General features: G+C 24.8%; 8 protein-coding genes. 6 read left to right on the top strand and 2 right to left on the bottom strand.

The window, feature by feature from the left end; genetic code table 11:
* From Q1J76_RS04360 to Q1J76_RS04380, 5 genes are all read left to right on the top strand, one after another.
* Positions 1-306: IS1595 family transposase (locus Q1J76_RS04360; protein ID WP_300367359.1), on the top strand; the 306-nt coding region annotated here is incomplete at its 5' end.
* Positions 307-384: 78 nt separating this feature from the next.
* The gene (locus Q1J76_RS04365; RefSeq protein ID WP_300367361.1) at positions 385-1,356 is read left to right on the top strand and encodes a metal ABC transporter substrate-binding protein; all 972 of its coding nucleotides are present in this window, start codon (positions 385-387) and stop codon (positions 1,354-1,356) included.
* A gap of 20 nt (positions 1,357-1,376) precedes the next feature.
* Positions 1,377-2,069, top strand: a complete 693-nt coding sequence (locus Q1J76_RS04370; protein ID WP_300367363.1) for a metal ABC transporter ATP-binding protein — start codon at positions 1,377-1,379, stop codon at positions 2,067-2,069.
* Entirely contained in the window at positions 2,066-2,893 is an 828-nt protein-coding gene (locus Q1J76_RS04375) for a metal ABC transporter permease (RefSeq protein WP_300367366.1), read from the top strand. The genes Q1J76_RS04370 and Q1J76_RS04375 overlap by 4 nt, the downstream gene beginning before the upstream one ends.
* Positions 2,894-2,907: 14 nt before the next feature.
* Positions 2,908-3,462 carry a TIGR03943 family putative permease subunit gene (locus tag Q1J76_RS04380; RefSeq protein ID WP_300367369.1) on the top strand — a complete coding sequence of 185 codons (555 nt, stop codon included), beginning with the start codon at positions 2,908-2,910 and terminating at the stop codon, positions 3,460-3,462.
* 84 nt (positions 3,463-3,546) lie between these two features.
* Here the strand turns inward: Q1J76_RS04380 and Q1J76_RS04385 are convergent, their stop codons facing one another.
* Both Q1J76_RS04385 and Q1J76_RS04390 read right to left on the bottom strand, forming a co-directional pair.
* Positions 3,547-4,551, bottom strand: a complete 1,005-nt coding sequence (locus Q1J76_RS04385) for a DUF3089 domain-containing protein (protein WP_300367372.1) — start codon at positions 4,549-4,551, stop codon at positions 3,547-3,549.
* Positions 4,552-4,612: 61 nt separating this feature from the next.
* On the bottom strand, positions 4,613-7,975 hold the full coding sequence (locus tag Q1J76_RS04390) for a helicase-related protein (protein WP_300367375.1): 3,363 nt from the start codon (positions 7,973-7,975) through the stop codon (positions 4,613-4,615).
* A gap of 145 nt (positions 7,976-8,120) precedes the next feature.
* On the opposite strand from Q1J76_RS04390, the gene Q1J76_RS04395 reads away from it, so the two are divergent.
* The coding region (locus Q1J76_RS04395; RefSeq protein ID WP_300367378.1) for a hypothetical protein at positions 8,121-8,373 on the top strand (253 nt) is incomplete at its 3' end.

Here is an 8,373-nt window from a genome sequence, read left to right on the forward strand (position 1 = left end):
AGAGAAAAAGTACAGCCAGACAGCATCGTTTATTCAGATTCTTATCATAGTTATGATATTTTAGATGTATCAGAATTTAAACATTTTAGAATTAATCATAGTGAAAAATTTGCTGATGAAAAGAATCATATTAACGGCATAGAAAATTTTTGGAATCAAGCAAAAAGACACCTTCGTAAATTTAATGGAATACCAAAAGAAGATTTTCATTTATTTATCAAAGAATGTCAATTTCGCTTTAATACTCCAAAAGTTGAAAAACAATTAGAAATAGTGTATAATCTAGCAAAGAAGGAGCTTTTTTAGTTATCTAGGACAGCCCCTATTCTTTTATATAAGTTTATACTTTAATAATTTCAACTTATTTTAAATAAAGGATTGTAAATGCAAAAAAAAATATTAATTTTGAATTTTTCTATATTATTACTTATACTGTTTATTTCATGTAGTAATACTAATAATAAAAATGATGATGGCAAATTGAAAGTTGTAACTACAATATTTCCTATATATGATTTTACTAGAAATATAGTTGGAGATAATATGAATTTACAAATGATTATAAAACCTGGGGTAGAGATTCATTCATTTAATTCCACACCTGCTGATATAATAGATATACAAAATGCTGATGTATTTATTTATATAGGAGGCGAGAGTGAACAGTGGGCAGAAAAAGTTGTGTCTTCTATGGATACTAATAATGGAAAAAAGATTATTAAGCTTATAGATTATGTTAAAGCATTAGATGAAGAAATAGTTGATGGTATGGAAGCTGAAGAAGAGCATGATCATGAAGAAGGAAGAAATCATGATGAACATGAGAAGGTTTATGATGAACATATATGGACTTCACCAAAAAACGCTATGCTAATTGTAAATACTATTTGCGAAGCTCTTTCAGAAATTGATGTTAATAATGCTGATATATATAAGGCTAATGCTGATAAATATAATCAGGAATTATCATCTTTGGACAATGAAATAAGAGAAGCTGTAAATTCTGCTAAAAGAAAGAATATTGTATTTGGAGATAGATTTCCATTTAGATATTTAACTGAAGAATATGGTTTAGAATATAGAGCACCTTTTAACGGCTGCAGCAGTCAGCTTGATGCTAGTCCTAAAACGATTGCTTATTTAATAAATTATATTAAAGATAATAAGATGCCTTATTTATATTATATAGAATTAAGTAATGAAAAGATAGCAAATACTTTAGCCGAGCAGACAGGAATAAAAAAATTAAAACTTCATTCAGGACAGAATATAAGTAAAGAAGAATTTAATGCTGGTGTTACATATTTATCTATTATGAGGGATAATTTAGAAAGTTTGAAAATGGGGTTAAATTAAAGTTAGAAGGGTATGAATTGATGTTGAATATAAAAGATTTATCAGTATTTTATGACAGTAATGAGGTATTATCTAATATCAATTTTTCTCTAAATAAAGGTGATTACCTTTCAATAATAGGGGAGAATGGTTCTGGAAAAACTACTTTAATAAAAACAATACTCGGTCTTATAAAACCAAAAAAAGGGAACATAACATTCAATAGTATAAAGAAAAATGAGGTAGGGTATTTACCGCAGCAGGGAATAATACAAAAGTCATTTCCAGCTAGTGTATTTGAGGTTGTTATTTCAGGCAGACTAAATAAGAAAAAGTTTTTACCTTTTTACAGTTCCAAAGATAAAAAAATTACTTTGTATAATTTAAAAAAGCTTAATATAGAAAATTTAAAAAATAAGTCTTATAAAGATTTATCAGGAGGTCAACAGCAGAGGGTGGCATTAGCAAGAGCTTTATGTTCTACAAAAGAATTATTGATACTTGATGAACCTTCTACAGGTCTTGATCCAATAGCAACTATTGAGCTTTATAATCTTATAAAAAAATTAAATGATGAAGTTACTATTATAATGGTTTCGCATGATATAGCAAGTGCTGTAAAATATTCTAATAAAATACTTCATCTAAATAAAGATATGCTTTTCTTTGGAAATACAGAAGATTATATAAAAACAGATATATATAAGAGGATATCAGGGGAGGATATGAAATGATTGCTTTGATTCAGGAACTTTTTTCATATACCTTCATCATAAGAGCGGTTATAGTTGGTATATTGGTATCATTATGTGCGGCACTTTTGGGGGTTAATTTAGTTCTTAAAAGATATTCTATGATTGGTATAGGGCTTTCTAATGTAGGTTTCGGTGCATTATCTCTTTCTATGATATTTGGACTTTCTACTATTCAGCTTTCTATACCTATAGTTGCCATCGCTTCTATACTTCTTTTAAGATTGAGTGAAAATAGTAAGATAAAAGGAGATTCTGCTATTGCTTTGATATCAAGTGTATCTTTAGCTGTGGGGATCATTGCTATAACTGTAAAAACTGGAATAAATACAGATGTATGTAATTATATGTTTGGAAGTATACTTGCTATGAGTAAAAGCGATGTTTATATTAGTATAGCTGTAAGTATTGTAGTTATAGTGCTTTATGTACTTTTTTACAATAAAATATTTTTGGTAACATTTGATGAAAATTTTGCTCGTGCTGTAGGAATAAATGCTGAACTTTATAATATGCTTATATCTATACTTACATCTTTAATTATAGTATTGGGTATGAGAATGATGGGTGCTATGCTTATATCAAGTCTTATAATATTTCCAGCTCTTACATCAATGCGTATATTTAATACATTTAAAAGTGTAATAATTTCATCGGCTATATTATCAGTATTCTGTTTCTTTATTGGAATAGTGGTTTCTTTTGAGCTTGAATATCCTACTGGTGCTTGTATTGTTATGGTGAATTTAGCTATGCTTTTAATATTTTCTGTGATAGGAAAATTCATAAAATTTGGAACGAAATAGGAGGAATATTAAATATGAAAAGAACGTTATTTTTATCTATTATATTATTGTCATTTATTTCTTGTTCTAAAAAAGAATACAATGACGGATGGTTTGATATACAAAAAAATTATGCTGATATACCAAAGAAAAAATATGATTATGGTGATAATACTAAAAGTAGCAAATCTGATAATAATGAATCTGCAGATTTATCAAAAGTTGATATGAACAATGTAATAGAAATAAAAGAGAGAATGTTTATAAATCAATGTAATGATATATATTTAAACCCAGATGATTATAGAGGAAAATTGGTAAAGCTAGAAGGAATATATGATGGTTTCACTGATGAGAAGACAGGGGAGAAACTTAATTTTGTATTTAGATACGGTCCAGGATGCTGCGGATATGATGGGGTTGCTGGTTTTGAATTTAATTATAATGGTAATATACCTAATCCTCAAGATTGGATAGAGATTGTCGGAGTTGTTGAAATATTGGATATAGATAATTATGAAACTATAAGACTAAATGCTATAAGTTTGAATGTACTTGATAAAAGAGGAAAAGAATTCGTAGCTAATTAATTTTCAATTTTCGTATATTTATATTTTATAAACCATTTAGCGGGCAGGATAATTAATTATTTATCTTGCCCACTTTTTTATTTTTTATTCTTTCCAAAAGGCACCTACTCTTTTTCTTGCATTTTCTTTCAAATCATAATAATAGAGAGCTATATCATAAACATGATAAACACCTTTTTCAAAAATACCTCCTTCTCCAGCATAGAAATCATCAGGATTTATAGTGCTGCATTTTATAACGCCTCTTGCTTTATCAACTTTAGCATCTGCTATTTTAGTAGGCTGTCCGTAATTTGTTGCTATATTTGCACCTACACTTTGTTCTTTAGTAGCTAATGTTTCTTCTAATGTCCAAGTGATAGGGTTTATTGATATGGCTCCTTCAAGTAAGGTAGGATTATATCCATTAAAATCAGGACTTTCTGTATTATAAGAGATTATAACTCCTGTATCATATTCATTATTTGCAAATCTTAAATGAGGATTTTCATCTAAATCTTTTTGAGTAACTGAATATCCTAGTATATAGGCTGCTACCATTCTATTTTCTAAATTTTCATTAGTTTTAAAATAATCTATCAATATTTCTTTTATCATCATAGCACCTTGAGAATGTCCAACCAATATAAAAGGTCGGTTTTGATTATAGTTTTTTATATAATAATCAAAAGCTGCTATAGCATCTTCTTTAGGAGTTGAATAAAAATATTTATCCTGTTCTTCTTTACTTATATTATTTTTTTGGTCTAAAAGATATACTGCATCAGCTTGTCTGTATAAAGGAGCATATACATATCCGACTTCATCAAATATTGATGTTTGTTCTGTCATTACATTTGTTATATATTGTAACATAGGAGGATAATTTATAGGACATATTATAGATTCATTAGTGTTTTCTCTGCTCCATGCAGTAGGGTATAGATAAAATACATCTACTTCTTTTTCATTATTATTTTCTGATATTTTAAGCCAATTATTCTTATCTGAATAATCTATTTTAATTTCAGTATTATTATTATTGTTTGATGAACAGCTTAACATTATTATACTGATAATCATTATTATAATTATTTTTCCTTTAATCATAGTATCACCTCTTGATTATTAATTTTTTGTATTATTATAAATATAAAAATATTTAAATCAATTATTGTATTTTAGTAAACTCCTCTTTTACTATTAAATATGAATCTTTATATATTTTTTCTAAATCATTATTAGAATAATTAAACTTTTCATTAACTTCATCAAAAGATATTATATTTTGAATATTATTTATAGTGCATCCTTCATTTGATTTTAATGCTTTTATTAATTCCTTTAAAGTTTTATCAGATAAGTAATTTCCATCAGCAATATTTATTAATTTTTTTAAATATTCTTTATCCATTTCATTATCTAACTCTTGATAAAATTTATTTAATCTTATATTAATATCAGATTTTGATTTTGATTTTTTGATATTTTTTCTTCTTTTTAATTCATCTTCAAAAGCAGAAATTTTTTCACTTGCAGATAAATATTTTTCTTCTTTATTTGCTTTTAAAGTTTTAAATAGATTTTCTATATTAAAGTCTATTTTTGAACCTTTAAGTAAAGAACCAAAAACTCCATTATTAGTTTGTACTATTTCAAGTAAACCGTCAAAATTAGATTCTCTTCTTATAATGATATTATTTTCTATAGATTTTATTTTTTCTAAAAGTTTTTCATCATTTTTTAATTTATTATAAATATCTCTATATTCATTATCCCAGCTTATATCATCATCATCTAATATTTCATTTTCCCTTTTTAATGAAAATAAAGAATCAATTTCATCATCATCTTTTAAAATTTTGGTATCATTTCCAAATATTGCATTTATCAAATTTAATTTAAAATTAGATATTTGCCAATTTTTTATATCTTTTTGAGCTTCTATTCTAGGTATAAAATTATGTATATATATATTGTCAAACAATTTTTTTCCTATTCTGTTTATACGACCTACTCTCTGTATTACTCTTGTAGGGTTGTATGGAATATCATAATTTATTATTACTCCAGCCCTATGCAAATTAATACCTTCTGATAATGTGTCGGTTGCTATAAGAAGAAAATAATCATCTTCTTGTTTATTAATATCTAAAGATGCATCGAAATTTGCTATTACAATATCTCTGTTTTTGGATTCAGAAGTAGATTTCAAAGGTTTAAATATTTTATTTAATTCTTTGTCTTTGTATATAGATTCGTATAAGTAATCTGCTGTATCTTTAAATTCGCTGAATATTATTATTTTTCTTTTGCTGTTTTCTTCTTTAAAACTTTTTAATTTCTCTATTAATTTTTGGAATTTTTTATCTTTATCTATTTCTATATCTTTCCAATCATCTTTTATTTTTTTTAAAATTTTTAAATCATTATTAAAATCTTTAAAAAATTGATCATTCAAAGATTCTTTTATATTTTCTATTATTTTTATATCTTTATTTTTCTCTGATGATTTTTTGAAATCTATATATGTTTCATCATATTCTATATCATTTTTATCATCGGTATCATCATTAGAAAAGAAATCTTCAATATAAAGAATATTACCTTTTTTGTATATAGGATAACAATTCTTATTATCAATATAACTTTTTATATTTTCGTATTTATTTATCATATTATCTATACTCTTTTTAAAAGAATAAATAGAACTTTCAAATCTTCTCACAAGCAAATGTTTCATAAATTTTGTTAAGTTCCTAGATGAAACAGAAGCGAAATCTTCATTAATATTCTGCCCATATATATATTCTATTATTTTTTTAGCATTTCTCTTTTCTTCTATGGTAGTATTTCTTAAATATACTAAAGGTTCATATCTTACAGCTTTGAATTTTTCATTATTTGTATTGCTATTATTATTATCATCATTATCAAATAAAGTATTTTCTTTTTTATTTGTATCATTATCATTCGGAGTGATTTTTTCAAATGTATCTGCATATAATTTTGAAATATCTCCTAAATTATAATCATGAAGTTTAGGATTTTCCACATTATTGAATTCAGTTTTCTGTTTTTCTAAATCTTTTCTGTATTCTTCATCTTCAAGCAAGTCTTTTCTTGTTCTTCTTATTATTATAGGATTTATCAAACTGATAATTTCTTTGGATATTTTTTTTATCTTTTCTTTAGTATCTTTTTTACTATCATCTTTTTTGTATTCTGTTTTTAATGCTTTTTCTTCTTTTAAAATTTTTGATTTTATTTCTGATATATTATTATCTGTTGTAAGCATTCTATCAAAAATATCTATCAATGAAAATATATCCGAAGTGGTATTATGCATAGGTGTTGCCGTAAGAAGCATTACTCTATTCATAGAACAAATATTTTTTATAATATTATAAGATTCTGTTTTATTATTTACAAATCTATGAGCCTCATCAATGATGATAAGTCTTAATTTTTTATGATTTTTTACATATTCATATAATTCATTTACTTTTCCAGTGCTTTTAATTTCAGCATTTAATTTAAATTCAAAATTATAATTTTCCCAAGAAAATATTATCTTTGGAGGCGATACAATTATAATCTCTTCAACAATTTTCATTTCAAGTAAATTTTTGGCTATTGTAGAAGCTATTATACTTTTTCCAAGCCCTACAACATCTGATATTAAAACTCCATTATAAGTTATAATGCTTTTAATACCGCTTTTTACAGCGTCTATCTGATATTTATAATTTGAATAGTTATAATCTTTGGGAGTGAATAATAATTTTTCTTTGTCAAAAAAATTAAAATATTCGTATACAACTTTTAAATATATTTCATAAGGAGTAGGATATTTGGTATTAATATTATTTTCTGCATCATATATATTTTTTTTATCGTTATCAAATCCTATTCTTCTAAAAAAATCTTTCTGAGTTTTTATATTTAATATTGTCTGAGAATTTTCCCATTCTTTTTGAAAAATTCTATAGCATTTTTCAAATATATCTAAACTATATGCATTTATTTCTCTTTGATGATTTAATCCCTGTGAAGTAAAATTACTAGAACCTATTACAACCTCTCCGCTTAATTCTCTTAAAGCACTACTCTCTGAAGGATATTTTAATAGATATAATTTTGCATGAGTTTTATCATTGGCACTATTAATTTCAAGAGTTGAGTTTTTTAATTTTTCTCTGATTAATTCTAATCCCTTATTATTTATACTGTTTTTTTTTATTTCTGAAATATTGTATTCTATAAAATCATCAAATTCTTCTTTATTACTTTTATTATTTTTCTCATTATTGTAATTTATATATATGCATTGAATTGTAGTATCTACATTCATACCCATAATAATTCTTACTTTGGCATTTAAAAACATTTCTCGGGCTTTATCATCATTAGCTATATCATTAAATGCATTTAAACTGCAGTATCCTGAAATTATACAAATTTCTTCAATATATTTATTAGATTTAAATAAGTCAAAAACTTTTTTAATAGAATTATCTATTATATCAGCCATATATTATTCCAAATTATAAATTTGAAAAATTATAACATTAAATATTATTTTAATGAAGTATAAAATATTGTTTATTTTTTGTTTTTTTATATATTATTAGTTTATGAGAATAATAATAGTGTTAAATTAATATAAGGATATCTCTATGGCTAAAAATAATAATATAAAAAATGATAGTACTAATAATTTTAAATTTGATGAGGTTTATAATAAAGAAAAATGGGCTTTGCATTTGGGAGAAAATTTCAGTGCTGAATATGGCTCTATAGGAAATGAAGAGGAGATACTAGAAAAGAATAAAGATTTTTTAAATAAAGTAATTTGGATTGGGGATTTGAATACAGATGACGGCGAAGTTATAGGGGTATATGAAGTTTATATAACAAATACAAGACTTG

Source organism: Brachyspira sp. (assembly GCF_029258575.1).
Taxonomy (GTDB): Bacteria; Spirochaetota; Brachyspiria; order Brachyspirales; family Brachyspiraceae; genus Brachyspira.